A 26,176-nucleotide genomic window follows, 5' to 3' on the forward strand; every position below is an offset into this window, starting at 1 on the left:
TTTCAAAGTTCGTTTCGTTACAAATTGCATTCGCGGTGACCTTGACGTCCTTCCCCAGTTACGCCGTTCCCATGGCCGTGAACATCAGGCCGCAGATAACGTCCGATCTTGTCCCGGCCAGAGCCACTCGCGAGATCAGGCACAAGCGCCCCCATTTCAGACCCGGCAAACACCGGCCAGGACCGGTATTGCGGCCTGGCCGGCCAGGCTATTGGAACGGCCATCATGGTTCAAATCACTATCGTCCCGGATATCGCAGGCACAACGGGTGGTGGTATCCGCTTGCTGCGTTCGGCCTTGGAGCAGCTATCGGCGGAGCGATCAGAAATTCTGGAACGTCAAGCAGCGCACACGTGCAGTGGTGCGTGAATCAATACAAATCCTTCAGAGTGTCCGACAACACGTACCAACCGCTTGACGGTCCGCGGCGTCAGTGCGTCTCGCCTTACTGAGATTTCGCAACCCGACACGACAAGCGCGGCAGTGAAGCTGCGTTTGTCGTATCGCGATGGCCAGCTATTTCAACGGGCCGTCAGCCTTGCTCTGTCGTCAGACACAACACGTCGGTCTTCATTGGTGGATGTCCGCCGATGAATCGGAGATTCCATCAATGACTATCCATCCCTTCATGCGCGCCAAAGGCGTTTCCCATCTTGCCGCGCTGACCGCAGGTTTGTTGCTGACGGCCCTGGGATTGATGCTCGGGGCTATCTCCATGTCGCACGCACAAGGGACATTGCGGCATCCGCCTGTCGCGGCTTGGCTCGGCGATTTGGACAATATGGAGCAGCACCGTGTCATTCGGATTCTCGTTCCTTACTCGAAGACGATCTACTTCATCGACGGTGGCGAGCAGCTAGGCACGGCGGTTGAATTGGGAACCGCACTCGGTAAATGGGTGAACAAGGGCCGTAAAAAGGAGATCGAGCGCATCCACATCGCCTATGTGCCCGTGGCACGGGCCGATCTTATGGCGGCGCTCAACGACGGGCGCGGCGATGTCATCGCGGCCGATCTCACCATAACGCCAGCCCGCCAGGAGATCATCGATTTCTCCGCTCCGCTGGCCAGCGGTGTCAAGGAGGTGTTGGTGACCGGACCGGCGGCCGACCAAATCGCATCGCTGGACGATCTCGGTGGCAAGGACGTCTACGTCCGCAGGACCAGCAGCTACTATGAGCATCTCTTTGCGCTGAATGCCGAGCGCAAGGCCGCCGGCAAGCCGGAGATCGTCGTCAAGGAGATGGACGAGAATCTCGAGGACGAGGACATCATGGAAATGGTCAATGCCGGCCTGCTGCCATGGGCCGTCATAGATCATTTCAACGCATTGATCTGGGCCAAGGTCTTCGACCAACTGAAAATACATGATGACATGGCGATCTCGACCGGCGGTGACCTCGCCTTCGGCATCCGCAAGGACAGCCCGAAGTTGAAGGCGATGCTCGCCGGCTTCGTCAGGGAACACAGGGTTGGCACGGCCTTCGGCAACATCCTCAAGAAGCGTTACTACCAAAGCGACAAGATGGTGCGGCGCGCCTATGCACCGGCGGACATCGCCAAGTTCCAGGCATTGCTGGCGCTCTTCCGGACCTATGCGGGGCAGTATGATTTCGACCCCCTGCTGCTCGCTGCCCAAGGCTACCAGGAATCGCAGCTTGACCAGAGCCAGCGCAGCCCGCGCGGCGCGGTCGGCATCATGCAGCTTCTGCCGTCGACCGCCGCTGACAAGGCAGTCGGCATCACGGGGATCGCCGAGAGCCCTGAGCGCAACATCGAGGCCGGTGCGAAGTACCTGCGACACCTCAACGAGACCTACTTGGCCGACGGCAAGCCAAAGTCGCTGGACCGCATGCTGCTGACCCTTGCCGCCTACAATGCCGGACCCGGGAATCTCCGGAAGTTCCGGAGGACGGCAAGCGAGATGGGACTTAACCCGGATATCTGGTTCGGCAATGTCGAAAACGGAGCCGCAAAGGTCGTCGGAAGGGAGACGGTTCAGTACGTAGCCAACATCTACAAATATTACGTCGCCTATTCGATGTATGCCGAACGGCTTGTGGCACGCGCCGATGGCGGCAATGCTTCATCCGACGCAGGTGCCAAGGAATCGAAGTGACCGTCTTCAAGCAGGAAGATTTCCCCGGAGCCTGCATGCCGGTCCTTGGGCGCTCCTGCAATTAGTCGCGTTCATCGTCCTTAGGTTCGCCAGACCATACGGGCGAAACGGACACCTTCTTCGTTCGTCCAGTTGACGGCCACCAGCGGTTTGCGCGAGACGACTGCCGCGTCGTTGCATGCCCGGATCACCTCCAGTCGCGCCATCACGCCGAGGACGCCGTCGCAGCGTCCTCCCGCGGACTGCGTATTGAGGTGACTAGCGGAGAGAACCCACGGAGCCGCAGCATCGGTATCCGCGCGGATTGCAAAGGTGTTACCGAACTCATCGACTATGACGCGGCAGCCTCATCCCACTTCGGTCCGCGCGGTTTTCTATATCGAGCAAGATCAGCGCCTCATCTTCGACTACAGGCAGTACGGACATTTTCGCGCCCAAATGCGACCGGTGAGGCTTTCCACCAAGCCGCCCGGCGCGTGTTGGTTCCACTGCGCAACAACATCTGATGTTGCTTTATGATCCCCATCTTGGCCCGGCATTGCTGGCGGTCCTCGCTAATTCGCGAGTGCTTCCCTTAACTGAATCTGAACGGTTCGGTTCACGCTGGGTTTTGGTAGGGCCGGTAGCCTGAACACTTGCTCCGCTGCGGAACATTTCGCCCACTCTACTGTTTAGGCCAAGGTCGTTCGGGGGCTCCAAAAATATGTCGCTAAGGCGGTTTGTACCGGTCTGGTTGGTCAGTGTGGCCGTAGCTGCAGTCCCGTCTTGTCACCAATCGCTTTTAGATATGGTGATTTCATCGGCCGAGGCTGCCGACGCGCCATCATCGCCGCCCGTTCCCATCCCCGTCACAACAGTCATCGCCAAAGCAGGCACGGTGCCCCGCGTGGTCGCCGGTATTGGCATTGTCACAGCACTTCAATCGGTCACCATCCGCCCGCGCATCGACGGTGCTGTGAAAGAGATCGATTTTACCGAGGGGGACGTCGTCAATGCAGGTGATGTGCTGATCCGCCTTGATCCACGTGCTCTCCGAGCAACCTTGGATGGCGCTCGGGCCAAGAAGGGCCAAGACCAGGCCCTGCTCGACAATGCCCGGGCCGACCTCGATCGCTATTCCACCTTGGCTGACAAGAAGGTGGTTTCGTCCCAGGATCTCGACAGCAAACGCGCGATGGTGAAGCAGCTCGAGGCAACGCTTGACGCCGATGATGCGTCAATCAGCAGTGCCGAGACGGAACTGAGTTATGCCACTATCCGTGCGCCTATTAGCGGCCGGACCGGGTTCAAGAGCGCGAGCGTCGGCAGCGTGGTCAGCCAGAGCAGCACCGATGGCCTGCTGACCATCACGCAGTTCGACCCCATAAGCGTGGTCTTTGTTGCCCCTGGTGACCGTTTTGGCGAAATCCAGAGCGCCCTGAAGAACAACGTTGCCGACGTCGAGGCGATCGCCACCGACGGCAGCCGCGTGCTGGCGAGGGGCAAACTGACACTGATGGACAACATCGTGAATACGTCGAACGGATCCATCAGGCTGCGCGCAAGCTTTGACAACAAGTCGGGCACACTCTGGCCCGGCCTGCCGGTTGCCACACGTCTTGTTGTGGCCGTCGAAAAGGGGGTTGTCGTTCCCGACAAAGCGTTGGCCCGGGGCACCGATGGCCTCTCGGCCTATGTGATTGGGCGTGGAAACAAGGCAGCCAAGCACCCGGTCATCGTCAGTGTGACCACCGACGGCATGGCGATTGTGACGAAGGGGCTTTCGGAAGGCGACACGATCGTCTTTGACGGACTTGGGCAGATTGCCGATGGGGCAACTGTCCAGATTCTGGGACCAGGCAAGGTCACCCCGTCCGCGGATCAAGCTGTTGCAGCATCCGGATCAGCGGCACAACCATGAAGGCGGCGGCTGAGGAAACTCAATCCAGATCGAAGGATGTTCCCCAGGTCAAGGCGGCCACGCAGTCGCGGCTTGGCGGGATTTCGGCCTACTTCATCTCGCATCCCGTCGCGACATCCCTGCTGATGGTGGGTGTGCTGTTCCTTGGCGGCGTCGCATATCCGTTGCTACCCGTTTCTGCTTTGCCCGAAATCTCCTTTCCGACCATCCAGGTCGCGGCAAGTCTGCCTGGAGCCGCTCCCGATACGATGGCCTCGTCGGTTGCCCAACCGCTTGAAACCCAGTTATCCAAGGTGAGCGGCGTCACGGAAATGACCTCGTCGAGCTCGCTGGGATCGACCGAGATCACCGTCCAGTTCGAACTCGATCGGGACATCAATCAGGCGGCAAGTGACGTCCAGGCCGCGATCACTGCCGCCAGCGGGCAACTGCCGAAAGATCTTCCGGCGCCGCCGACTTTTCGCAAGGTCAATCCCGCCGACGCGCCGGTTATGCAGCTTTCCGCGACCTCGGACACGCTTCCCCTGATCGATGTCGACGAGTTGATCGAAACGCGTGTAGCCCAGCGCATCAGCCAGATGCAGGGCGTCGCCCAGGTCAACATTGGAGGCCGGCAAAAGCCGGCGGTCCGGATCTCCATCGATCCCGGCCGGATCGCCGCTGCCGGGGTGACGCTGGAGGATGTTCGCTCGGCCATATCCGGCCTGAGCGTCAGCAGTCCCAAGGGCAACATCGATGACGCTACCCGCACCTTTCCCATCTACAACAACGACCAGATCACCGACGCCGCCGGGTGGAGCGACGCGGTCGTCGCCTACAGGGATGGCGGTCCCATCCGGATCCGCGATATAGGCCAGGCGGTCAAAGGTCCTGAAGATGTCAAGATGGCCCATTGGACCAATGGCGAGCGCGGCATCGCCGTGGACGTTTTTCGCCAGCCCGGCGCCAACGTCATCGAGGTCGTGAACCGCGTCAAGGAAATCCTGCCGGACCTCCAGGCCTCCCTGCCGCCGTCAGTCAAGCTAGCTCTGGTCACCGACAGGACAACGACCATCCGCGCATCGGTGCACGATGTTCAGTTCACGCTCCTGATCACCGTCGCTCTTGTGGTGATGGTCATCTTCATCTTCCTGCGCAACCTGCGTGCGACGCTTATTCCGACCATCACGCTGCCCGTTGCCCTGTTGGGTGCGGCTGCGCCGATGTATCTGCTGGGGTACAGTATCGACAATCTTTCGTTGATGGCCCTGGTGGTCGCGGTCGGCTTCGTCGTCGACGACGCCATCGTCATGCTGGAAAACATCAGTCGGCACATCGAGGACGGGGAAGAGCCGCTCGCTGCCGCGTTGCGTGGCTCGCGCGAGATCGGCTTTACCATCATTTCGATAAGCCTGTCGCTGGTTGCCGTGCTCATTCCCATCCTGCTGATGGGGGGCATCGTCGGACGGCTCTTCAGGGAATTCGCCATCACCTTGACCTTGGCCATCGTCCTCTCGACGATCGTGTCGCTGACGCTGACGCCGATGATGGCGGCTCGGCTGATCAAGCCGGCATCAGGGCAGAAGCACGGTCGCGTCTATCTCTGGAGCGAGCGGGCATTCGGTGCCCTGCAAGATGGCTACGCGATCGCTTTGGATGTCGTGCTCCGGCACCGGGTGGTCACGCTCATAATATTCGGGGCAACCGTCGCGGCGACGGCGTGGCTCTTCATCATCATTCCCAAAGGGTTCTTTCCCAACCAGGATACCGGTTTCATAGGCGCTCAGTCGCAGGCCGCGCCTGAGGTTTCGTATCAGAAAATGGTTGAACTGCAGGAGCGCCTCAGCGCCGTCGTTTTGAAAGATCCGGCCGTGTACAGCGTGTTCATGGACATCGGCGGCGGCAATGGCGGCAATGCGCTCAGCCAGGGGCACGTCAACATCACCCTGAAACCGATCGGCCAGCGAGACGCGACCGCACAAGAAGTCATCGCGCGGCTAAAGCCCGAATTGGCGAAAGTCGAAGGTATTCAGTTGTTCATGCAGGCGGCGCAGGACATCAACATCGGCGCCCGGCCGGCACGAACCCAGTACCAGTTTACCCTTGAAGACAGCGATGTCACCGAACTGGGGACCTGGGCGCCGAAAGTCGCCGAGGCACTAAAATCCATTCCCGAGATCACTGACGTTGCCAGTGATCTGCAGAAAGTCGCCCCCACATTGTCGTTGAAAATCGACCGCGCCGCCGCGTCCCTGTTCGGTGTGGCGCCTCAGACCATCGACGACACCCTATATGATGCGTTCGGTCAACGGCAGGTTGCGCAGTTCACCACGCAGACCGATACGTTCCATGTGGTTCTGGAGGTGCTCCCAAACCTTCAGCACGATTTGCAGACACTCGACCGCCTTTCGGTCAAAGCGGCCGACGGCACTCTTGTCCCGCTCGGCAACATCGCGCATTGGACCACCGACACGGTCGCGCCAGTATCGATCAATCATCAGGGGCAATTTCCGGCGACCACCATCTCCTTCAATCTGGTATCCGGGGCGTCGCTCGGAACGGCAACTGCCGCGGTGAATGAGGCCTTCCGGAACCTCAAGCCACCATCGACGCTGACTGGCGCGTTTGCCGGTAGCGCGCAGGCCTTTGAAGAGTCGCTTTCGACCGTCCCGCTGCTGATCGCCGCATCGCTGGTCGTCGTCTATCTGATCCTTGGCGTGCTCTACGAGAGCTTTGTCCATCCGCTGACTATCCTGTCCACGCTTCCCTCCGCGGCCCTCGGGGCGCTGTTGGCGCTGATGGCCGCCGGCCTTGATTTTAGCCTTGTGGCGATGATTGGCGTTATCCTGTTGATCGGCATCGTGAAGAAGAACGGCATCATGCTGGTGGATTTCGCGATCACGGCCGAGCAGCAGGGCGCCACCAGTGTGGAAGCCATACGCCAGGCCGCCATATTGCGCTTCAGGCCAATCCTGATGACGACTATGGCCGCGATCCTTGGCGGGATTCCCCTCATGCTGGGTCACGGCTCGGGTGCCGAGATCCGCCAACCGCTGGGTTATGCGATTGTCGGCGGGTTGATCGTCAGCCAGATCCTGACACTGTTCACGACGCCGGTAATCTATCTGACGCTCGATCGACTGCGTACGACCCCGCGGCCCGTGGCGGCGGCCGCATGATCAAAGATACTCGCTGACATTTTCGACCAACGTGCTGATTTGGGCTGTCACCTGCATGGCGACGGCGGGCGTCATCCCGCGCTCCCTGGCGTGGCCGGAGCGGGTATGGGCCGTCGCGGTCGCCACGATCCTCGTGGCTGCGATCACGCCCACGGACGCCCTTGCGGGCGTTTCGAGTGGTCTTGACGTCTATCTGTTCCTGATCGGCATGATGCTGCTCGACTGGCTGGCGGCCCGGGCTGCACGCCATGCCAAAGCCTATCCTTGTCTTGGCGATGGGCACTCCGTTGGTCGCCGGCAGACATCAGACGACAGTTGGATTCAAAGGGCTTTCGGCAGCCGGACTTCGACCCGGAGACCTCCTTCCGAACGTCGCGAGAGATTGAGATGTCCACCGTAAAGTTCGGTAAGCTCGGCCGCGATCGGCAAGCCGAATCCATGACCGGGAGCCGCCTCATCGATGCGCCGACCAGGGCGCATCGCTTCCGGCATCGCGGCCGCGTCGATGCCGGGACCATCATCCTCAATGGTGATGGTGGCATTGCCATCGTCGCTGGATGCCGAAATTGCGACGCGCGAATGAGCCCATTTGCAGGCATTGTCGAGGAGGTTGCCGAAAATCTCGTCGAAGTCCTGTGTCTCGACAGCCACGGCAAAGTCAGACATCGCCGACATCTCGAAGCCGATGGCGCGCTCGCGATGAATGTTGGCGATCATGCTGGTGAGGTCGGACAGCCTGTCGCGAACAGGCGTACTGGCCCGGGCGGGCCCGGCAAGTGCAGCGGCGCGAGCACGAGCCAGATGGTGGCGGATCAGCCGCTCCATCAAGCCGAGTTGATCGCGCATTCCTAGAGCACCAGATGTCACGATCGCATCAGACGAAGCCCTTGCGGGTCGTGGTTCCAAGGCCAGACTTAGTGCCGCCAACGGTGTCTTGAGACCATGCGCCAGGTTGGCAACGTGGCGTCGGGCGCGTGCCAGGCCTTCGGCATTGTCGACAAGCAGACTGTTTACTTCCTCCACCAACGGGCCGATCTCGCTGGGTTGATCAGTTGGCAGCGCGTTTCGCCTGCCTGCGCGGATATCGGCGAGCCCCTCTCGCAAGCTGGCAAGGGGACGAAGGCCAAGCCGGACTTGCGCGAAGAGAGCGCCGCATAACAGCAAGCCTAACGTTAACAGAGCCAGCGCCAAGGGCAGCAGCGCTTCCCGAAGGGGTCCGTAAATCGCGCGCAAAGGGGCTCCTGCGGCGATGGTCACCCTTTCCGTCCCAAAAGGCACTTCAAGAGTACGCCAATGGAGCATTTCGCCGCCGGCTCCCGCTCCTTCGGCGGTTCTTGGTCGCCCGAGCGAACGCAGCAGCCCAAACCAGTCCCGGAAGCCAACAAAATTATCGAAGTGGCCTGGGACGACGGCAGGTAGCTTGACGGGACCAACACCGGCCAGCGAGGCCGAGACGGCGTCACCGGATGGTCCGGATGCCTGCCATACCCATCCCGACTGCGGACGATCGTAGGGTGGCCCATTCAAGACAGGTGTCACGGTCATCCTGCCTTCGCCATCGCGCTGCAAGGCTGACGCAACGGCGAAAATCTGTGCGTCCAGACGCTGGTCGATCTGGCCAACGACGAAACGCTGCAGGATGAATGCGATGACGATGCCAGCAATCAGCAGTGCTGCGATAACAGCGACTATCGCCGCAAGCCGCAATCTGCCGGCCAGTGAACGCGGCAACCATGTCATTTTTCGTCTGCCGTCAGCCGATAACCGAGACCTCGCACCGTGGCTATGTGATGGTGGCCGATCTTGCGGCGCAGCCTTGCAATGATCACTTCCAACGAATTGGATTCGACCTCGGCATCGCCATCATAAACACGGTCGAGCAGATTGGTACGAGTTACCACGACCTCCTTCCGCAAAATCAGGCTGGAAAGGACCCGCCACTCAAGTCCCGTCAGTTTCAACGGCAGCCCGTCGAGCTCGAAAGTGCCGAGTTGCGCGTCGAAGGCGAGTGGACCGCAAACAATTTTCGCCTGGGCATGGCCGGCTGACCTGCGAACCAGGGCGCGCAGCCGCATGATCAGTTCCTCGGTCCGGAACGGCTTGGTCAGATAGTCGTCGGCGCCGGCCTTGAACCCGTCGACCTTTTCTGACCAACCGTCACGCGCCGTCAGGATCAGCACCGGCAGGTTACGCCCAGCCGCGCGCCAGGCCTTGAGTACCGTCTTGCCCTCGACCTTTGGCAGGCCAAGATCGAGAACCGCGACATCGTATGCGCCGGTGTCACCGAGATGCTGGCCGTCCTCGCCGTTGCGGGCGATGTCGACAACAAAATTCTCGTCGCGCAGCGCTTCGCCCAGCTGGCTGGCGATCGATTCATCGTCTTCGACGAGCAGCACCTTCATTTCATTGACTTCCCTGCCACGCGCGTTGGCGTCGGTGCTAGGCCCTGCGGCTGAACCGAAGCTGAACGGCCTGGTTCAGGCTCGGTTCCAGGCGGAGGTGTAAAACCGACGGCATTCCACAGCAACTGAAGGTGCCCAATATGACTGATACATCCCAAACTACCCATGAGGCGACCGCTGCCCTCCCGCCGTCCCATCATGGGCGCAGGCCCTATCTTACCGGCTTGTTCGCCGCCGGACTGATCGCAGTCGGACTGGTTGCCGGAGCAGGCGCGGCCATACTGGCGGCGCCGCGCGACAACGTGATCTTGATGCAGCCGACAACCATCGCCACCCTCGCGCCGTACAGTACCGTGGCTGTCAAAGGCAAAGTGGCCGAAATCTTCGGCAACAAGTTCGTCATCGATGACGGCAGCGGCCGTGCGCTGGTTGAAACCGGCCGCGCAGGGGAGGGCGGCAAGCTGGTCGCTGCCGGCGAAACTCTGACCGTCCAAGGCCATTTCGACGATGGCTTCCTTCATGGCGACCTGCTCGTCCATGCTGACGGCAGGGCTGAAAGCCTGCGGCCACCGCGTCCGGGCCCGCGCGGCCTGCTCGACCGGCTACACGGACACGAAGTTGCGGCAACCTTTCCGGGCGCGCCCGACCGATAAGCTTCTTCGACGGCGCGGAGCAGTTTCTCCGCGCCGCCAACCGCTCTGATCGACAATTGAACGGCAGCTTCTATCACCTTCATCCCGAAAGCGGACTGACCGCTTCCGGCCAAAACCAGCCGCGTTCGTCACGAGTTTATCGACCCTTTTGTGGAAGGAGGAGAAACCGCGTTCGAAGGAAATGGGTTGGCGAACCATCCGCTAAAGTATTGATTTCCCATAGGGGACGTCGACCCAGCGGGCGCACCATTACCATTGACCGCGCTTTTCCTCGCCCAGGTCGATCGCTCTCGCGATATCGACGGCGATCCGCTTAAATGTTCGGTCTTAGCGAGGATGCAGGCCTGCCGCCTCAAGCCCTGACTTCAGGGATTCAGCGAGAGACGGTGCCACTGAACGAGACGTCATCGCGTCGGAAACAGATTCCTCGAAGCGCGGCTGTACCCGGCGCAGTGCCGCAATATGCTGAGCCGCTTCCTCTGTTCGTCCAACCTTGCCGAGTGTTGCAATCCACACCACTTCGGTCAGATAGCAACCCGAAGCGCGAACTTGCTGAAGATGGCGCTGCGCCTCATCGTAGGCACCACGTCGATAGGCGTCAAAAGCAAGAATTGTGTCGTCCTGAGTGCCGTCGGCTCCACTCAACAGCGAAATGCCCTCGTCCCATCTACCGGTCAGGAACAGGATTCCGCCGAGCTTCAGGGCAATCGCGGCATCGAAGGGGTTGCGATCCATGGCTCGCCGGCCAGATGCGATCGCGGCATCCGGCTGGCCGTTCCTGTAACGAGCCATCATCTGGGCGAAGGCGCCAAGGACCGAATCTGGCTCCAGGGCCGCGGCCTTGTCAGCCAGGTCGAGGGCCCGAGCGGTCGGATCGTTATCCTTGTCCCAGCCCGAAGACGCGAGCAGAACCATCGCCAGCATGGCGTAGGCGTCAGCATCGTTCGGGCGCAGTTCGATCGTCTTGACCAGGCATGATCTGACGGCATCAAGCGACGGCCTGTCGGCAGCTTTCAGCGCCATATGCGCGCGCAGGACGCAGCCATTGCCAAGCGATGGCTTGGCCAGTTCGGCGTTGACCAGAGCCGTATGTATGATTCCGGTGTCGCCCGCGATCCGGTTCGCAAGGTTACCAATCAAGCGATTCGACGGGTCGGTCCAGGAGGGGCTGTCCTTGGACACATACTCGATATCGGTGGCAAGTGCCTCGTTGCTGATCTTGTCGACGACCTGCCACCACAGGTAGGGAAGGGTATTCGATGAATCGTATTTGAGAACGATCCCATATCGGGCGTTCTCCTCCGCGGAGCTGTTTTCTGTCGAGATACGCAGCGTTTGAAAGCGTGACAAAGCCGCTGTAACCGCGTCACGCAACTGCCCTGCCTCGGAACCGTTTGCCCGGTCGGTTGCCATGGTGCTGATGGCGACCGTCGGCTGATCCGATACGGCTTCGGGTCGATTGGGGACATGCAAGAAAGAGATCAGTTGCGTGCCGCCCAGCAGAAGTCCGCCGACAACGCCAAGGACGATTGCCGACCATCTCGCCCGGCCGTTTGGGTAAGGTTGGCGAAAGGCGGGATCTGGTTGTTGAACCGAGACAGGAGGATCCGGAACTGCCTCTGGTTCGGTGTTCGCACCGCCTGCCGACCTTCTGTCCTTGACGAAATCCGGAACATAGCGTCCCCTCGGCAGATCGATGTGGATGTCATGCCGATGGCCGTTCAATTCATAATAGCGAGACAGCGACGCGCGCAGGCGCGTCGCCTCGATACGAACGATTGGATCTATTCCTGGATCAAAACTGGCCGGCCTTCCGAACACATCCACGGCTACTGTATAGGCCTTGATCGAGTCTTGGCGTCCTTCGAATAGCTCCTCCGAAATGAATTGCAGGAACCGCTTGTTGCGGTCGGCGCAATGAAATTGTGGATCGGAAAGCAATCGCGCCAATTCGGCACGCGCTTCTTCGCATGTAACCGTCGGCTCGACGGTCGAGGTGTCCAGATCGCTGCCGTCAGCTTCCACAACAAGTCCCTCGACTTTCTTGCGTGTTCAGCGAATTGACTGGCGTAGGTGTTGAAGTCCATCCAATGGGATACTTCGCCACGGCAGATTTTCTGCCGAATACAAATCGGGGCCAAGCTGGACCTTGGTCCATCCTTCGTGACGAGAGGAGCCGCAGTTCAATTGAACCGCGTTTGAACTCGATCAGCCAACCGGCTTTGCACGGATTCCAGCAACGGCACGCTGGACGGCGTCGAGCAGCAGGCCCAGGTCGACCGGCTTGACCAGGCATGCGATCGCGCCTGCGTCGAGGGTACGTTTGACGACGGTGGAATCATCGTTACCGGTGATGACTATCACGGGGGTAGACAGACCGGCATCGCGAAGCGCCTGCTGCACTTCAAGGCCGCTCATTCCCGGCATTTGCAGGTCGAGCGTCAGGCAATCGGGAATCTGTTCACGCAACGAATCCAGAAACTCGGCACCGGAGGCGAATGTCGACGTCTCGATTTCATCCGCGGTCAGCACACGTGCAAGCGCTTTTCGGACCGACACATCATCATCGACAATCGCAATCTTCACGCACCACCCCTGGCCTGACCCTGCGATTATCTCAGATGCGAGAGCTATTTATAGTCGGCCTTTGGTCTATCAGGCCGCACTACCGGCCAGGCGGTAAATCCAGGCCCAGCCGCTCCGATATCCGGACAAGCTCGGCAAGGGAGCGCACCCCCATCTTGGACATCATGCGCCCCCGGTGGAGTTTGACGGTCTTCTCGGCGACGCCGAGATCGGCGGCGATCTGCTTGTTGAGCCTGCCCGCCACGACGTGCGAAAGCACTTCCCGTTCCCGTGAAGTCAGCGATGCATAATGCTTCAGGACTTCCGTGAACCCGATCCGGTCCCGGCGAAGATCGGTATCCTTTCCGATCGCCGCTTCGACGGCATTGATAAGAGCCGTTTCGTCGATGGGCTTGGTGAGGAAGTCCACGGCTCCTTCCTTCATCGCGCGCACGCTCGTTGGAACATCACCCTGGCCAGAGACGAAGATGACAGGGCGGGCGATGTCGTCGGAACCTTTCAACGCGGCCTGCAGTTCGAGACCATTCAACCCCGGCATTGACACGTCCACGACCGCACAACCAGGGATATCGGGATCGTGCGCTTCGAGGAACGCGCCAGGGGAGGAAAAAGTATGGACTTCGTAACCCTTGACCGTCAGGAGCCGCGCCAACGCAATCAAGACCGACGGATCATCGTCGACCACGAAAACGTTCGACCTCGGCATGCTCATTGGTCTTGCGGCCGATACGCGGGAATCGACACCACCATCTTCGCACCGCCCCTGGAATTGTTGACCGCCGATATCCGTCCGCCGTGGCTTTCCACAATCGTGCGGCAGATCGACAGGCCCAGCCCGGTGCCTTTGGACTTTGATGTAACGAATGGATCGAAAATCGTATCGTTCATCTCCGGATCGATCCCGGGACCGGAATCCTCAATCTCCATCACGATCCGGTCGCTGTCGCCATTGGCCCTGACAGATAGCAACCGCTGGCGCGTCGTGATCGCATCCATCGCTTCGACGGCGTTCATGACCAAATTCACAATAACCTGTTGCAACTGGATCCTGTTGCCCTTGATGCTGGAGAGTTTCGAGCCAAGTTCGGTCTCGATGACGACCCCGTGTTCGTGAACATCGCCGCTGACCAGTGTCAGAGCATTTTCGATGAGCACGACGACATCAAGCTCTTCGGCTTCACTATCATCTCGCCTGAACATGGCACGGATGCCATTGATGATCTCACTTGCGCGATGGCCGTCCCTGACGACATCCTTCAATATCACCTCCAGCGTAGAGGTATCCGGATTTTCTTTGGCCAGTTCATGCAATCCGGCGGTGCCATTCAGGGTAATGGCGGTCAGCGGCTGATTTACCTCATGCGAAACCACCGCGAGCGTGGCATCCACTTGCATGAGCCGGCTTTCCCGTTCGCTGCGTTGCATGATCGTGGATATGGCGAGCCGTGCGTATAGAGTCGTGGTCTGCGTGAGCAAGCCGAGCAGAACGAACGACGAGGCCAGAAGTCCGTAGAACCGGCTCTCATACCAGACAAGGCTGAATCGATAAGCCGTCGTGCTGACCAGAAGGCTGGCGATCAACCACGCCGACAACACGACCAGCAACCAGAGATCAAGGACCGAGCGGCGTCGCCTCCACACAAGCACGATTGCGGCAATCTCGAGCGGGATGATGAAGGGGGCGTCGACCGCCCAGATCCTGCGCTCCGCGTTGACCATGATATCCGGCAGCAAGGCGCCACCGACCGTCACCAGCAAGGTCAGGCCGCACACGGCGACAAAGACAATGGCGACGCTTGCGAGAATGAGGATACCCGTTGAGTTGCCAGCCAGATGGCTTCGGGGTTCACCTTCCTTGAGGAGGGCATATGCAACCGCGGCGCAAGGCAGCCCGGCACGCCAGAAGATCTGCAAATAATTGCTCGTTTGTATCCCCGCGCCCAGCAGCCCGGTTGGGCTGAAGGCACCCGGAAACGTCAGCGCGTGTACGACAATGACAAGCGCTGTGAACAGATATCCGCTTGCCAGGGCCAGCAGCGAGCGGGAGCCGAGAACGGACACATGAGCGTAGAGCAATGCGGCGGTGATCAGATCGATGATAAATAGAATAGTATCAAGAATGGGGACAAATAGATCGAGCCGAGAAAGCTGTAAATTCCGAAGGGGCAATGAGCCAATGAAAACCAAGGACATCAGAACGACGAAAACCACCGCCAGACGCTCTTGTCGCGGATCTGGCGGAAACGTCGAAATCAGTAAAGGTCGCTCCTCCAGAAGTATCCCCATTTTGTGTTCGCCCCGAGATCGGTGGATGGAGGCTGCTTTGCCGATAAGGAAAGCTTCCGAGGCCTAGAGACCGTCGATTCGGACCAATGCGTCTGCGCCGTTCTTGTTCCCTCTCTAAATTAATCCCATGGCGTGCCTTGTCTATATCTCTGGCGAGATAACATCAGCTCATATCTCTCTTACAGTCGCCGGCGATGGCCGGAAAGGAATGACAAGGACCGCCCACGCTTAGCGGAGCGATTGGTTAAAAGTATCTAAATGAGGTGGGTGACGGACGATGAACATGACAACGCAAGTGTTTGCAGCACTGGTTTGGTGCAGGCCGGAATGAAAAACCGGATCACTTTACCTGGAAATACGGTCTGCCCGCCGGCTTCATGTCACCACCTGCCAACCCTTCGCCGCACTTCTTGCCGCGCCGGATGGCGCTGGCACAGCATCACGCGAGAAGCGAGACAATGGATTGACACCTCGGATCGGCTGGCCTTGCCGGTGAACCCAGGCCGGCATTTTCAGCCCGGCTGAACCGAAGCTACGTGTTCGCATTATGCCGCTTTCGGGTGCTCTGGATCGTTCTGCAGTTCGCGTATCTCGCGTTGATCACGCTCCAGGAAAAAATTGAGGAAGGTCCGGATGACGGCGATCGCGCCGATGCGGCCAATGTCGTCCCAACTTGGCGTCGTCGAGGTCTCGATGATGTCGGCGGCAAGCTGAAAGGTCAGGCCGGCGATCAGCCAGCGCGAATAATGCATCCAGACGGAGCGGGCGGCGCGATCATTTTCCGGATGAGACAACGCCACGCGAATGCTGTTGATGAAGGCCTGGATCGTGCCGGTCGCTATGATAATCAGCGCCAGAAGATCGATGAGCGGAACGAACAACTCCGTCAGGGTCCGAAGCCACTCCTCAATCATCGGCGTTCTATCCATTCCTCTTTCCGCGTACGACGCAGCGGAAGCCGAGATGTGAAATCGAGGTATCGACCGGCTGCGCCATGCGTGCCGCGGGACGATAGCGCCGGCAGTAGTTCGGCGCGCAGAGATGCGAACCGCCCTTGGTCACCTTGCGCGGGATTTTCACATCGGGCTGGCGTGGGTCGTAGCTTGCCTCGCGCGCCGCACCGCGCGGGTTTTCCGCCGTGCAGCACGGGCTGTCGATGCTGCCGTGCTCCTGGTACCAGTCCGTCGTCCACTGCCAGACATTGCCGGCCATGTCGAAGAGGCCGTAGCCATTGGCTGGAAAGGAGCCGACCGGTGCGGTGTATTCGTATCCATCATCCATTGTGTTGTGGTACGGGAACTCGCCCTGCCAGGTGTTGGCCATATGCTGGCCATCACGCGTGAGGTCGTCGCCCCAGACATAGTCGGCGCCATCGAGGCCGCCGCGCGCGGCAAACTCCCATTCGGCCTCCGTTGGCAATTCCTTGCCTGCCCAGCGGGCATAGGCATGAACGTCCTCATAGGCGACATGCACCACCGGGTGGTCCGCCAACTTCTTGATCGAACTGGCCGGGCCGCGTGGATGGCGCCAGTTGGCGCCGCGCACATAGACCCACCAGTTGTAATGGTTGCGCATGTCGACCGGGCCGGCCGGCTTTTTGAACATGGTAGAGGACGGCGAGAGCATATCCGGCAAGGCGCCCGGATAGTTGTCCGGGTTGGCCGGCTTTTCAGCCAGTGTCACATAGCCGGTCTCAGCGACGAATTTTTCGAAATCGCCATTGGTCACCGTAAACCGGTCCATCCAGAAACCGTCGACTTTCACGCGATGGACCGGTGCTTCCTCGGGGTAGAATTTGTCGGAGCCCATCAGAAACGAGCCACCCGAAATCCAGATCATGCCGTCGGTCGACGAACTCTTCGAGACCGGCATCCCTTCCGGTTCTTCGATGGCCGTCCCCTCAGGTCTGGTGACCTCGTTCATCCCTCAACCTCCTTGCGCCCTGGTCACGGACAAACCGCGGCTGTCGATCGTGCCGGCGGGGCTGGATCTGGCGCTCTGCTCGACTCGGTTCGTTGGTCCCAAAAACAATGAGGACAGATAGATCGCGGCCAGCCCGCCAATGGCCAAAGCATGGACCCATGTGTCTATCCTGGCCAATCGGGGATCACGACGAGGAAGCATCGAACTCACCCACCCATCCAGCTGTGCCTGGGAAATTTCACCGGGCTCATCATCGCATTGCCTTTGACTGGGTGGCGGCATGGAGCCTGGTGCGCCATTTGACATAGGGAATGCACACGACGGCGCTGACGATCAGGTGCCATAGCACGACGGCGATCACGGCTTTCTCTTCCGGGAAGATCGAATGCGCGATGGCCATGGCGACGCCGGGATGGCGGGCGCTGCTCGCAAGCGCCAGCACCGTGCGATTGTCGGCTACGGGGCCGCCAAGCGCATGGCCGACCGCGATGCCGACAACGGCAAACACGACCAAGGCGATCAACGTGCCATTGCCGACCATTGCCGTCAGCGCCGGCCAGATCTTGATCAGGACAGGAATGAAGGCCAGCACGAGCAATACCGTGGCAAACAGCGAAAGCGGCCTTGCCAGGCGCGATGCAAAGTCGGGTGCGAATTGATGCACCAGAAGCCCGATGACGAGAGGAACGAGGATCCCGGTCACCACGATGGACAAAACCGTGCCGGCGGACACGGCGATGCCGAGCCCGAAGATCGCGCCGATCAGGGCTATCCCGAGCGGCACGATCAGCACGGAAAGCGCTGCCATGATAACAAGCAGGCTTGCGGTGTAGGAGACTTCGCCGCCGGCCTTGGTCTGCTTGTTGGGCAGGATCGGCGGCACCGGCGACAGTGCCAGCGCGACAAGGGCTATCTTGACGGCGGGATGAAGGCCGAACAAGGCGTCCATCGCCAGCGCCAGGAGCACCATGATCACGTTCATGGAGAGGACGGATCGTGCAAGCAGGGAGGGCTGGCGCAAAAGGGAAATCACGTCCGTCCAGCTCGCCTGCAGTCCGAGCGCCAGCACCATCAGCGCCATCGAGAGATTGATGGCCATGGGGATCAGTTGCGCGATCGTCATCCTGCTTACTCAGTCCCGTGCCATGGCGGCGGCGAACTTCCGTTCAAGATCGAGATAGACGTCGTCGGCGATGTCGAAGACGACCTTGATCACACGCCCGTTTGTGAACGGGAACTGCGGCTTGTACTCGCTGCTGACAGCGTCGCCACCGTCATAGCCGATGCACAAGCCCTCGCCACAGAGGGCATAGCGACCCGTCTGGGTTCGGAACGCCGCCTGCGCCGCCACTTCCTCGTCGACGTATAGCGTCATCTGTCCGAGCGCTTCCAAATGTTCACTGATGCGCTCCTTGACGAACTCGACACCGACCACGTGCTTTCCGAGCTTGGGCGCGTCGCAGACCAGTCGCTGCTCCGGAGGGATGCCGAGGAAATTGTAGATGAAGAACAGCTTGCCGCCCTTGACGAAAAGCGAGTAGCCGCCGAAGCGCGAGCCCTGCGCCACGATAACGCCCTGGCTGTCGCCAGTGAACTCAACCTCGGCAAGCATCTTGAACGAAGTACCAAGCGTGGGAGCTGCTGCTGCTTCAGGAACCTCGGTTGTACCGGGTTGGTAGACGTAGCGGTCGCGCTTGGGCGCGTGGTATTCGGCTGCGTGCTGGTCATGCACGTTCAGGTCGTTGAGCGGAAGGACGTTGTTCTTCTTGGCCTCCGACAGCCAGAGATCGACTAATTCCTTCAGCTTTTCCGGCTGCTCGGCAGCCAGATCCCGTGCTTCGGAGCGGTCGACGTCGGTGTGGAAAAGTTGCCAGACGTCCTTGTCGAAATGACCCTGATCGGACGGCATCGGCGCATGGAGAGCGGCCGCTTTCCAGCCCTTGCTCCAGATGCCGCGCGTACCGGCCATCTCGTAATACTGCGTCTCCTTGCTGGTCGGGGCCTTGGCTTCATTGAAGGTGTAGGCCATCGAAACGCCGGCGAGTGGCGACTGCCTCACGCCGTCGATTGTCTCGGGCATTTTCACGCCGCAGGCTTCCAGGATCGTCGGCACGATGTCTGTGCAATGATGGTATTGGTGGCGCACCTCGCCCTTGGCCTTGATCCCCTTCGGCCAGTGGATGACAAGCGGATCGCAGGTGCCGCCTGCAAAGGAGGCATAACGCTTGAACATCTTGTAAGGCGTCGAGAAGGCTGTCGCCCAGCCGGTCGGATAGTGGTTGTAGGTGTCGGGCGATCCCAGCCTGTCGATCATGGCGAGATTGCGGTTCACATCATCCGGAAAACCGTTGAAGAACAGGTTCTCGTTGACCGAGCCGCTGGGGCTGCCTTCACCCGATGCGCCGTTGTCGGCACAGTAGAAGATCAGCGTGTTGTCAAGCTGTCCCGACTCCTCGAGATAGTCGACCAGCCGGCCGATCTGGACGTCGGTGTATTCCGAGAAGGCGGCGTAGACTTCGGCCATGCGGCTGAACAGGCGCTTCTCATCATCCGACAGAGTGTTCCAGGGCCGGACCATGTCACCCTCCGCCGCTACTGCCGGCGGCATCGGATTGATTGGCGTGAGTTCCGTATCGGCCGGCAGAATGCCGCGTTCTATCATCCGCTTCAGGACCCATCCGCGATAAGCCTCGTAGCCGTCGTCGAACTTGCCTTTGTACTTGTCGATGAAATCTTGTGGCGCGTGATGCGGCGCGTGGTTGGCGCCTGGGCAGTACCACATGTACCAGGGCTTCGCCGGATCCGCCTGCTTGGAGTCGCGGATGAAGGCGATCGCCTTGTCGGCGATGTCCCTGGAGAAGTGGTAGCCGTCCTCGGGTTGACTGGGCTGGTCGACGAAATGGTTATCCTCGATCAGTTCGGGGTACCACTGGTTCGTCTCGCCGCCGATGAAGCCGTAGAAGCGATCGTAGCCGAGGCCTAGCGGCCACTTCTTCTTCGACGCGCTCATGCCGAAGGCATCGACCGGCACGTTATGGTTCTTGCCGATCCAGAAGGTGCTCCAGCCTGCGTCGCGCAGGATGCTGGCGATGGTGCCGTTCTCCAGCGGGATGTGGCCTTGATAGCCGGGAAAACCTGTCGCGGCCTCCGAGATCGAGCCGAAGCCGTTGGCGTGGTGATTGCGGCCGGTGAGAAAACACGAACGTGTCGGAGAGCAGACCGCCGTCGTATGCCATTGCGTATAGATCAGTCCATTCTTCGCCAGCCGATCGAGCGTCGGCATCTCGATGCGACCGCCATAGGGTGACCAGGCCGCCTGGCCGGTGTCGTCATAGAGGATCACGAGGACGTTGGGGGCGTCCTTCGGCGCCCTGTTGTCGAGAAAGGCTTCCCAGTCGGGCTTGGAGTTGCGGATATCCAGCGCGATCTTGCCCTTGAATGAACGTGTCATTGCTGTCCTCCTCTTTTGGTGTTCGCTGCCGTCGCTACTTCCGCTCAACCGGAGGCGGCGTCCACGAGCCGTCGATGATCGGGGTCTTTGGCCAGTAGGCGCGCAGGTAGAGCGAGAAATCGCCCTTGGGCGCCGGCAGCCAGTTGGCGCGCTGCGCGGGGTCCGTGGGCGCGTCGGATTGCACGTAAATCGTCAGCGACCCGTCGGCGGCAAGCTTCAGATCCTTGTTCTTGGTGCCGACCGAGAAGCGGTTGATCGGGTTGGCGATGAAAAAATGATGCTGGTTGTAGATCGAAAGCGACCAGAAACCATTCACCGGCGGTAAGCCGTCCTTGGCAAATGTCACGATGTAGCGATTGGCGCTGTTGAGGCGCGCGCCGGAGGAATCGAGATCCTGGTAGAAATACTTGGTTTCGTCCGGCGAATTGACGAGGATGTTCGACTTCGCAACCGCCGTCCGCGTGAAATAGTCCGTTCCGAACGCGGATTCGTTTGAGATCGTGCTCCAGTGGTGCGGCAGTTGCTGGCCGTAGTTGCGAAACTGGAACAGCGGGGTCACCAGTTTCTCTTCGGCATCCTTGGCGGCGTCGATCATCGCCTGTTTCATTTTCGGGTTGTCCTTGGCGGCGGCGAGCACCGCGAGCAGTTGGGCATAGCGTGCTTCCTCGCCGGGTAGTGGCGGCGCGTCGGCGAGCACCGTCGGAAGCTCCTCGAAGAACTTGTCGGGGAACACCCAACGCGTTTCCTCTTCGCCTGGAGGCGCGCCGGGGACTTTCGGCAGCTTGTTCCAGTCGATGCTTTTCATCCGCCCGTCATAGTCCGCGAGCGGATACATCACGATCCCCGGCAATACCGACTGGATCGCTCGTTTGTCGTCCGGCGTATCCTCCTGGGCAATGCGCGGCGCCGCGAGGGCGGTGTTGCTCGACGCGCGAAACATCTTGGTGATGCCCTTCGGCACTTCACCCTGCCAGTTGGGACCGGCCAGCAGGTAGAAGCCGGGCGTGGTGCCGTGCATCTTACCGAGTTGCGCGAAGCTGTCCGTGCGCAGGTCGACGATCTGATAGACCCAGAAACGGTCGCCGAAATCCGGCACCTGGATCACCACCGGTGAGACATCCAGCGCCACCAGGCCCAAGCCGTAGACCACGTCCTGGTTTGGGCATGCGACGTTGCGCTCTTCCGGATTGACGTAGTCCGTCAGCATGGTGAGCGTGTTCAGCGGTGCTTCGAGCAACGGGCCTAAATATCTATTTTCCTTCATCTTCGAAAACGCGAGCCGGCGGTTGTACATGTTGACCAGCGGCCAGGCCCAGAAAAAGGCGTCACGCGCCACGTGGGCGGCATAGGCCTCGGTGATCTTCACGCGCGCATCCGGACCTGGCCGCAGTGCACGCGCCCAGCTCGGCGACGGCGGCAGAGGTTGCGGATTCAGCCCGGCGGCATCCGTCTCGGATGATCTGGCCGTGGCTTTGGCGAGTACAGCAGTCTGACGTGTCATCTCTCCCTCCCAATTCAAGCTGGTGTTCCGACAGTTGCTCGACATGCGGAATTCGTAAGACAGCGCCGGCGGCCTCGGAATTTGTTATTTGGCCGGCTGCGGCTCCGGGAATGTCCATTTGCCATCCAAAATCTCGGCACGCGGCCGGTAGAGGCGCACCATGTAGTTCCAGTTTTTCACGATCGGCAGGCAGTTCGGTATCTTGCCGTCACAGCCGCCGAGCCGGACCGTGACAGCTCCGTCCCCATCCTTTTTGGCGGTGATGTTGTTGAGCGTGTAGGCGTCGTAGGAATTCTTCTCGTAGTAGCCTTGAGCGTTGTAGAGACTGATCGACCAGAACCCGTCGACAGGAACGTCCTTGACCTTCAACGCATAATTGGTGGTTCCGTCGTTCTTGGTCGGAACAACGTTGAGATAGATCGCGTCGCGCGGCGCGTTTGCTCCCCATGCCGAAGCTGCCCCGATCAGATATTGGACGGGGTCGACTTGCTCTTTCGTGCCGAAGGCGCGTCGCGTGTCGGTGACAGTGCTTGCGAGAACAAGCAGTGCGTCCCGGACTTTCTTCTGGCTCACCTTGTCCCAGTTCGGAATCTCGAACTTGCCGGGTCCGCCCGGCTGCGAAACCTGGATTGCGTCCTGCAGCGCATGGACGCGTCCCAGATCGTCGGGATCGTTCGGGTCGACCAGGGTGCGAATGCCGGCGAGCGCGTAACGCGTGCCGATTTTCGCCTTGTCGAGCGTATGCGGCCCAGCGCCATATTCGGTGGTCGTGTACTGATCCTCGCTGATGATCTGCAGCGACATGAAGCGTTGTCCGGCATCAGGCAGGGTGATGGTCGCCGGCCCTGCGTCGAGATCGAACACACGCGTCGAATAGAGCGTATCCCGGTTGCCCCGAATGACCGTCTGGTGATCGATGGGTAGAAGTTCCCGAACATGATGCCATCCGCCGAATCCGCCGCCGGTTACGGAATTGTTGAAGTAGAGGTCGGTTTCGGCGCGGGTGAAATTGTCGACCGTCACCGGCACGGTGCTCTGGGCGAGCGAGAGCCCCGTCGTGCAGATGACGGCCAGCGCTGCGATCAAGGTCGCGTTCTTGGTGTTCCTCTCTGTGCTCATCGCGCGGTAACCTTCTCTATGTCCGGCAGTACCCAACTCTTGTCGAACAATGGCATTTCCGGCCCATAAAGGCGGAACATCACTTCGAATTTGCCTTTTGACGCTGTCGGCACCCAATTGGCTTCCTTGCCGGCGGGAGCCTTGGGACCGAAGTAGACATCGACGGAGCCGTCGGGGTTCTTCTTGAGATCAGGCGTTTGCGAGGAACGGCTGAACCCCTTCATGTCGCGGATGAAGGCATGGGTCGCGCGATCATAGGCCGTCGCCGACCAGTATTGCTTGACCGGCGCGTTCGCCGGCACGGTGAGGCGATATGTTTTCCCGCCGTCGAGGTCCTGCCCGTTCTTGTCCTTGATGGTCATCAGGTAGAACTGGCCGGCGCCCAGGTGCTTGATGCCGACGAAGCCCAACGAATAGGTGAGCCCCCTGGCATCCGTCGGATAGAGGTCGCGCTTGTCGTAGTTCGTGGATTGCCCTTCGATGCCCTCGGGCAAAGCCGGCACGACCCAGCGGTGGCCTTCATAGTAGGGCGCGAAAGCGGTTTCGTATTTGAGCTCCAACCACGACTGTGCTTCGCGCGCGGCCGCTTCGAGGCTCGCCTTCGTCTTTGCGTCGGGCCTGAAGGCCTTGCCTTTCTCGATGCCAATCGACTTCAGCTGGTCGATCATCGCTCTGTCCCGTTCCAGCCAGGGCTCGCTCTGCACGATACGGTCGAGCGACTCGAAGAAGCGCAGGTCGTACTGGATTGTCGAATCGAACACCGTGTCGATCACGTCGACAAATGTTGACTGCGGCGGACTGGCTGCCTGCGAGAGCGGGTAGAGCTTGATCCGCTTGCCGTAGGCCACCGCCTTGGCGACGTCGGCGTCGCTGCCGCTGGCCGGGGTCGAGCGCAACAGCGCATAACCGTTGTAAGTGTCCGACTGCAGCGGGAAGTAACCGTCCGGGATCTTCTCGGCATATCCTGGCGGCAGGATCAGATACTTGCCGCCTTTGCCCTTGTCGGCGCCGGAGGGGCCGGCGTCCTCCAGCGCGACCTGCCAGATGTTGTCGATGTTGGCGGTGAGCGACCCTCCATCGGCAGGCGGGACTTCGAGCACCATCGGCCCCGCATCCTTGGTGTCGAAGAATGCCATCAGATAGACTGCGTCGGGGTTCGGCGTCAGCGTCTGGTTTTTCCAACTCGGCAGTCGCGACCAGTAGACGATCTGGTTGTTGCCGCCCTTGGCCTTGATCGCCTCCTGCAGCATCAGGTCATAGTTGACGGCGGGCATGCCCCAGATGACCGCCTCGACAGCGCGGCGCTGGATGGCGCGCGCGGCGAGTTCGGCAGTGGTCCAAGTCGCCTTCGCGGCGCAAGGCCCTGCCGAAGATATTGAGATCCCGACAACGAACGCACCTGCAAGCAAATGTCGGAAGGTCATCGCATCCTCCGGATTTCCGTTGGTGGCTCCGTGGTTGAACAAAGGCAGGCGGCAGGCTTCCGCCTGCCGCCGCGGCACATGTTTCAGTGTCCGCTGTTGAAGCTCGCGGCCATCTTTTCCAGAGCCTGATCGAGCGTGAAGCTCGCGGCCTTCTGGCGCGGCGGATAATCCTTGAAGGTGGCCAGGAAAGGCTGCACCACGGCTTGGGCGGCCATGATGATGTAGCCCTTGGAGAAATACCAATCGAAGTACGTGTTCGACGTGATGTCGGCTCGCTCGTACGGATCAGTCCGCAGATTGAATATTTTGGGACACCGTAGGACGACGAATGGGTCCATCCAGAGCTTAAGCGTGCCCTCCGTCCGCTGCTCCATGAACACGACCTTCCAGACTTTCATGCGCAGGGCGACGAGGTTGCCGTCGTCATCGAAATAAACGAGGCCCTCGCGCGGGCTTTTCACGCCTTCCGTGGTCAGGAAGTCGAGAAGATTGTAGCCGTCGATGTGGACCTTGAAGGTCTTGTCGCCCGCCTTGTGGCCCTTGAGCAGCTTTTTAGGAATGTCTGCGTCACCGGCTATGGCGCAGAAGGTCGGCAGCCAGTCGTGATGCTGCACGATGTCGTTGGTCACCTCGCCGGCGGGCACCTTGCCGGGCCAGCGCACCAGCATCGGCACGCGGAAAGCGCCTTCCCAGTTGGTGTCCTTTTCCGAGCGGAACATCGTCATGCCGGCGTCCGGCCAGGTGTTCATATGCGGGCCGTTGTCGGTCGAATACATGACGAAAGTGTCGTCGGCGATGCCGAGCTCGTCCAGATAATCCAGCATCTGACCGACATTCTTGTCGTGGTCGATCATCGTGTCGTGATAAGGCGACTGGCCTTCACCCGCCTGACCGACGCTTTCCGGCTTGGTGTGTGTTCTGGCATGCATGTGCGTGGTGTTCAGCCAGACGAAGAAGGGCTTGTCGGCGGCGTGCTGCCGCTTGATGAAGTCTTTTGCCTTCTCCACGACCTCGTCATCGACCGTCTCCATGCGCTTGCGTGTCAGCGGCCCCGTATCCTCGATCTTCTGCTTGCCGACCCGGCCCCAGCGCGGCTGCTCCGTAGGATCGTCCTTGTCCGTCGCCCAACAATGGAGCAGGCCCCTGGGGCCGAACTTTTCCTTGAATCGCGGATCCTTGGGATAGTCTGGCTCTTCCGGGTCTTCCTCGGCGTTGAGGTGATAGAGATTGCCGTAGAACTCGTCGAAGCCGTGCACCGTCGGCAGGTATTTATTCATGTCGCCGAGATGGTTCTTGCCGAACTGACCGGTCGCGTAGCCGAGCGGCTTCAAAAGTTCGGCGATTGTAGCGTCTTCGGCTTGTAGCCCGACATCGGCGCCTGGCAGGCCGACTTTTGAAAGACCCGTGCGGTAGACGCTCTGGCCGGTGATGAAGGACGACCGGCCGGCGGTGCAGGACTGTTCGCCATAGGCGTCGGTGAACATCAGGCCTTCCTTGGCGAGGCGGTCGATGTTGGGTGTCTTGTAGCCCATCAGTCCATGCGTGTAGCAACTCAGATTGGCCGTGCCGATATCGTCGCCCCATATGACGAGGATATTCGGCTTGCCGGCCTTTGGTGATTTCGCCATCTTTCCTGCCTCCTGTGGTTAATCTG

General features: G+C 60.2%; 20 protein-coding genes. 5 read left to right on the forward strand and 15 right to left on the reverse strand.

From position 1 onward, the window contains the following. Positions 1-71: 71 nt before the first annotated feature. The 4 genes from AC07UC_RS13795 (at position 72) to AC07UC_RS13810 (ending at position 7,177) form a co-directional block, all read left to right on the forward strand. The gene (locus AC07UC_RS13795) at positions 72-452 is read left to right on the forward strand and encodes a BA14K family protein (RefSeq protein ID WP_494908934.1); all 381 of its coding nucleotides are present in this window, start codon (positions 72-74) and stop codon (positions 450-452) included. 158 nt (positions 453-610) lie between these two features. Beyond that, positions 611-2,119, forward strand: coding sequence for an MltF family protein (locus AC07UC_RS13800; RefSeq protein WP_494906307.1), 1,509 nt, complete (start codon positions 611-613; stop codon positions 2,117-2,119). 787 nt (positions 2,120-2,906) lie between these two features. Further along, positions 2,907-4,019 (forward strand): efflux RND transporter periplasmic adaptor subunit, encoded by a 1,113-nt coding sequence (locus AC07UC_RS13805; protein ID WP_494906308.1) that lies wholly within the window; start codon positions 2,907-2,909, stop codon positions 4,017-4,019. Then, positions 4,016-7,177: an efflux RND transporter permease subunit gene (locus AC07UC_RS13810; RefSeq protein WP_494906309.1), complete on the forward strand. Its 3,162-nt coding sequence runs from the start codon at positions 4,016-4,018 to the stop codon at positions 7,175-7,177. The genes AC07UC_RS13805 and AC07UC_RS13810 overlap by 4 nt, the downstream gene beginning before the upstream one ends. On the opposite strand, the gene AC07UC_RS13815 is transcribed toward AC07UC_RS13810, so the two are convergent. The 3 genes from AC07UC_RS13815 to AC07UC_RS13825 all read right to left on the reverse strand — a co-directional run bounded on the left by AC07UC_RS13815 (position 7,178) and on the right by AC07UC_RS13825 (position 9,579). Next, positions 7,178-7,324 (reverse strand): hypothetical protein, encoded by a 147-nt coding sequence (locus AC07UC_RS13815; protein WP_494906310.1) that lies wholly within the window; start codon positions 7,322-7,324, stop codon positions 7,178-7,180. It abuts the gene before it with no gap. A 174-nt stretch (positions 7,325-7,498) separates the two neighbouring features. Continuing rightward, complete coding sequence (locus tag AC07UC_RS13820) at positions 7,499-8,917, reverse strand: sensor histidine kinase (RefSeq protein ID WP_494906312.1); 1,419 nt, start codon at positions 8,915-8,917, stop codon at positions 7,499-7,501. Then, positions 8,914-9,579 (reverse strand): response regulator, encoded by a 666-nt coding sequence (locus AC07UC_RS13825; RefSeq protein WP_140774370.1) that lies wholly within the window; start codon positions 9,577-9,579, stop codon positions 8,914-8,916. Before AC07UC_RS13825 ends, AC07UC_RS13820 begins: the two co-directional genes overlap by 4 nt. A gap of 140 nt (positions 9,580-9,719) precedes the next feature. On the opposite strand from AC07UC_RS13825, the gene AC07UC_RS13830 reads away from it, so the two are divergent. Continuing rightward, positions 9,720-10,232, forward strand: coding sequence for a hypothetical protein (locus tag AC07UC_RS13830; RefSeq protein ID WP_494906313.1), 513 nt, complete (start codon positions 9,720-9,722; stop codon positions 10,230-10,232). A 327-nt stretch (positions 10,233-10,559) separates the two neighbouring features. Here the strand turns inward: AC07UC_RS13830 and AC07UC_RS13835 are convergent, their stop codons facing one another. From AC07UC_RS13835 to AC07UC_RS13890, 12 genes are all read right to left on the reverse strand, one after another. Further along, positions 10,560-12,257 (reverse strand): tetratricopeptide repeat protein, encoded by a 1,698-nt coding sequence (locus AC07UC_RS13835; RefSeq protein ID WP_494906314.1) that lies wholly within the window; start codon positions 12,255-12,257, stop codon positions 10,560-10,562. Positions 12,258-12,440: 183 nt separating this feature from the next. Next, on the reverse strand, positions 12,441-12,818 hold the full coding sequence (locus AC07UC_RS13840; RefSeq protein WP_181180019.1) for a response regulator transcription factor: 378 nt from the start codon (positions 12,816-12,818) through the stop codon (positions 12,441-12,443). 79 nt (positions 12,819-12,897) lie between these two features. After that, positions 12,898-13,503, reverse strand: coding sequence for a response regulator transcription factor (locus AC07UC_RS13845; RefSeq protein ID WP_244735392.1), 606 nt, complete (start codon positions 13,501-13,503; stop codon positions 12,898-12,900). A gap of 23 nt (positions 13,504-13,526) precedes the next feature. Beyond that, complete coding sequence (locus tag AC07UC_RS13850; protein WP_494906317.1) at positions 13,527-15,104, reverse strand: ATP-binding protein; 1,578 nt, start codon at positions 15,102-15,104, stop codon at positions 13,527-13,529. Between the two features lie 545 nt (positions 15,105-15,649). Next, positions 15,650-16,033 (reverse strand): DUF1622 domain-containing protein, encoded by a 384-nt coding sequence (locus AC07UC_RS13855; RefSeq protein ID WP_244735394.1) that lies wholly within the window; start codon positions 16,031-16,033, stop codon positions 15,650-15,652. Further along, entirely contained in the window at positions 16,026-16,976 is a 951-nt protein-coding gene (locus AC07UC_RS13860; RefSeq protein ID WP_494908935.1) for a formylglycine-generating enzyme family protein, read from the reverse strand. The genes AC07UC_RS13855 and AC07UC_RS13860 overlap by 8 nt, the downstream gene beginning before the upstream one ends. A gap of 301 nt (positions 16,977-17,277) precedes the next feature. Beyond that, positions 17,278-18,150, reverse strand: a complete 873-nt coding sequence (locus AC07UC_RS13865) for a bile acid:sodium symporter family protein (protein ID WP_494906319.1) — start codon at positions 18,148-18,150, stop codon at positions 17,278-17,280. A gap of 9 nt (positions 18,151-18,159) precedes the next feature. Then, entirely contained in the window at positions 18,160-20,478 is a 2,319-nt protein-coding gene (locus AC07UC_RS13870; protein WP_202326399.1) for an arylsulfatase, read from the reverse strand. Between the two features lie 34 nt (positions 20,479-20,512). After that, a complete protein-coding gene (locus AC07UC_RS13875) occupies positions 20,513-21,979 on the reverse strand; it encodes a DUF1254 domain-containing protein (protein ID WP_494906322.1) in 1,467 nt (488 codons plus the stop codon). A gap of 84 nt (positions 21,980-22,063) precedes the next feature. Further along, positions 22,064-23,098 (reverse strand): DUF1254 domain-containing protein, encoded by a 1,035-nt coding sequence (locus AC07UC_RS13880; protein ID WP_494906324.1) that lies wholly within the window; start codon positions 23,096-23,098, stop codon positions 22,064-22,066. Then, on the reverse strand, positions 23,095-24,522 hold the full coding sequence (locus AC07UC_RS13885; protein WP_494906326.1) for a DUF1254 domain-containing protein: 1,428 nt from the start codon (positions 24,520-24,522) through the stop codon (positions 23,095-23,097). Before AC07UC_RS13885 ends, AC07UC_RS13880 begins: the two co-directional genes overlap by 4 nt. A gap of 83 nt (positions 24,523-24,605) precedes the next feature. Beyond that, on the reverse strand, positions 24,606-26,150 hold the full coding sequence (locus tag AC07UC_RS13890) for an arylsulfatase (RefSeq protein ID WP_140774361.1): 1,545 nt from the start codon (positions 26,148-26,150) through the stop codon (positions 24,606-24,608). Between the last annotated feature and the right edge of the window lie 26 nt (positions 26,151-26,176).

Source organism: Mesorhizobium sp. GW821-FHT04C10 (assembly GCF_059420305.1).

Excerpts from the sequence above, each read along its gene's own strand:
- AC07UC_RS13865 (WP_494906319.1), bottom strand. The coding sequence starts at position 18,150 with ATGACGATCGCGCAACTGATCCCCATGGCCATCAATCTCTCGATGGCG.
- AC07UC_RS13805 (WP_494906308.1), top strand. The coding sequence starts at position 2,907 with ATGGTGATTTCATCGGCCGAGGCTGCCGACGCGCCATCATCGCCGCCC.
- AC07UC_RS13825 (WP_140774370.1), bottom strand. The coding sequence starts at position 9,579 with ATGAAGGTGCTGCTCGTCGAAGACGATGAATCGATCGCCAGCCAGCTG.
- AC07UC_RS13830 (WP_494906313.1), top strand. The coding sequence starts at position 9,720 with ATGACTGATACATCCCAAACTACCCATGAGGCGACCGCTGCCCTCCCG.
- AC07UC_RS13800 (WP_494906307.1), top strand. The coding sequence starts at position 611 with ATGACTATCCATCCCTTCATGCGCGCCAAAGGCGTTTCCCATCTTGCC.
- AC07UC_RS13890 (WP_140774361.1), bottom strand. The coding sequence starts at position 26,150 with ATGGCGAAATCACCAAAGGCCGGCAAGCCGAATATCCTCGTCATATGG.
- AC07UC_RS13795 (WP_494908934.1), top strand. The coding sequence starts at position 72 with ATGGCCGTGAACATCAGGCCGCAGATAACGTCCGATCTTGTCCCGGCC.
- AC07UC_RS13885 (WP_494906326.1), bottom strand. The coding sequence starts at position 24,522 with ATGACCTTCCGACATTTGCTTGCAGGTGCGTTCGTTGTCGGGATCTCA.
- AC07UC_RS13855 (WP_244735394.1), bottom strand. The coding sequence starts at position 16,033 with ATGGATAGAACGCCGATGATTGAGGAGTGGCTTCGGACCCTGACGGAG.
- AC07UC_RS13810 (WP_494906309.1), top strand. The coding sequence starts at position 4,016 with ATGAAGGCGGCGGCTGAGGAAACTCAATCCAGATCGAAGGATGTTCCC.
- AC07UC_RS13860 (WP_494908935.1), bottom strand. The coding sequence starts at position 16,976 with ATGCCGGTCTCGAAGAGTTCGTCGACCGACGGCATGATCTGGATTTCG.
- AC07UC_RS13820 (WP_494906312.1), bottom strand. The coding sequence starts at position 8,917 with ATGACATGGTTGCCGCGTTCACTGGCCGGCAGATTGCGGCTTGCGGCG.
- AC07UC_RS13850 (WP_494906317.1), bottom strand. The coding sequence starts at position 15,104 with ATGGGGATACTTCTGGAGGAGCGACCTTTACTGATTTCGACGTTTCCG.
- AC07UC_RS13880 (WP_494906324.1), bottom strand. The coding sequence starts at position 23,098 with ATGAGCACAGAGAGGAACACCAAGAACGCGACCTTGATCGCAGCGCTG.
- AC07UC_RS13875 (WP_494906322.1), bottom strand. The coding sequence starts at position 21,979 with ATGACACGTCAGACTGCTGTACTCGCCAAAGCCACGGCCAGATCATCC.
- AC07UC_RS13870 (WP_202326399.1), bottom strand. The coding sequence starts at position 20,478 with ATGACACGTTCATTCAAGGGCAAGATCGCGCTGGATATCCGCAACTCC.